The sequence below is a fragment of the Pseudomonas sp. NPDC088429 genome (assembly GCF_044753305.1).
Classification (GTDB): domain Bacteria; phylum Pseudomonadota; class Gammaproteobacteria; order Pseudomonadales; family Pseudomonadaceae; genus Aquipseudomonas; species Aquipseudomonas rustica.
The window spans coordinates 1-1,759 of the sequence record NZ_JBIVMX010000162.1 but is presented as its reverse complement, the minus strand read 5'-3'; the positions used below and the strand labels follow the sequence as shown (position 1 = coordinate 1,759).

Annotated in this window: 2 protein-coding genes; both read left to right on the top strand. The window is 55.9% G+C overall.

Annotation, left to right across the window (positions count from 1 at the left end):
* Positions 1-163 precede the first annotated feature (163 nt).
* Positions 164-622, top strand: coding sequence for a ribosome maturation factor RimP (rimP, locus tag ACIP66_RS28665; protein ID WP_008088338.1), 459 nt, complete (start codon positions 164-166; stop codon positions 620-622).
* Between the two features lie 47 nt (positions 623-669).
* Positions 670-1,759: transcription termination factor NusA (gene nusA, locus ACIP66_RS28660; RefSeq protein WP_400652665.1), on the top strand; the 1,090-nt coding region annotated here is incomplete at its 3' end.

The following is a 1,759-nucleotide window of genomic DNA, read 5'->3' as shown; positions in this document are numbered from 1 at the left end:
GTTCAAATCCGGCCCCCGCAACCAGTTTAAGGAGCCCCTTTTCAGGGGCTTTTTGTTAGCTGGACACTTTCAACGCCGCTGTTCGACGGCGTTTCAAGGATGGGCGTTTCGCCCATTTTTTTATTTTGCAAAGCATGCACATATCATGCACTAGGGGGTTCAGGTGTCGAGCAAGCTAGAAGAGTTGCAGGCCTTGCTGGCCCCGGTGGTCGTGGCCCTGGGCTATGAATGCTGGGGTATCGAGTTTTCGGCTCAGGGTCGTCACTCGATGTTGCGCGTTTATATCGATAAAGAGGGTGGCGTGCTGGTGGACGATTGCGCCATTGTCAGCCGTCAGATCAGTGGTGTGCTGGATGTTGAAGATCCAATCACCGTTGAATACACCCTTGAAGTTTCCTCGCCTGGCATGGAGCGTCCACTGTTCACTATTGAGCAGTTCGCCCAGTTTGTCGGTGAACAAGTGAAGATCAAGCTGCGCTCGCCTTTTGAAGGTCGACGCAACTTTCAGGGCCTTCTGCGCGGTGTAGAAGAACAGGATGTCGTGGTGCAGGTAGACGACCATGAATTCCTGTTGCCGATCGATATGATCGACAAGGCCAACATTATTCCCAGTTTTGACTGAGACGCGGATCCCGCGGATCCAATGGCTTGCGAAAGGCGAGGCGTACGATGAGCAAAGAAGTACTGCTGGTTGTTGAGTCGGTATCCAATGAAAAGGGCGTACCGGCAAGCGTAATTTTTGAAGCGCTGGAGCTGGCTTTGGCCACTGCTACCAAAAAGCGTTTTGAAGACGAAGTTGACCTGCGTGTGGAAATTAACCGCCACACCGGGGCATACGAAACTTTCCGTCGCTGGACGGTCGTCGAAGAGAATGATCTCGACGATCCGGCCATCGAAACCTGGCCGAGCAAGGTTGCCGAAACGCATCCGGGTGCCAACGTTGGCGACGTCGTCGAAGAAAAGATCGAATCCATCGAGTTCGGCCGCATTGCTGCACAGACTGCCAAGCAAGTCATCGTGCAGAAAGTGCGTGAAGCCGAGCGCGCTCAAGTGGTCGACGCTTATCGCGAGCGCCTGGGAGAAATCATCTCCGGCACCGTGAAGAAAGTCACCCGCGACAACGTGATCGTCGATCTGGGTAACAACGCTGAAGCGTTGCTGGCCCGCGAAGACATCATTTCTCGCGAAACCTTCCGTGTCGGCGTGCGTCTGCGTGCGCTGCTCAAGGAAATCCGCACAGAGAACCGCGGCCCGCAGCTGATCCTGTCGCGTACCGCGCCGGAAATGCTGATCGAGTTGTTCCGCATCGAAGTGCCGGAAATTGCTGAAGGCCTGATCGAAGTGATGGCAGCGTCCCGTGATCCGGGTTCGCGCGCCAAGATCGCCGTCCGCTCCAAGGACAAACGCATTGACCCACAAGGTGCTTGCATCGGTATGCGCGGTTCGCGCGTCCAGGCAGTGTCGGGTGAGTTGGGCGGTGAGCGTGTTGATATCGTTCTTTGGGACGACAACCCGGCTCAGTTCGTGATCAACGCCATGTCCCCGGCTGAGGTTGCGGCAATTATCGTTGACGAAGATGCCCACGCAATGGACATCGCCGTTGGCGCAGACAATCTGGCTCAGGCCATCGGTCGCGGTGGTCAGAACGTGCGTCTGGCTAGCCAGTTGACTGGCTGGACCCTGAACGTGATGACCGAATCGGACATCCAGGCAAAGCACCAAGCACAAACAGGCGACAACCAGCGCAACTTCATCTACT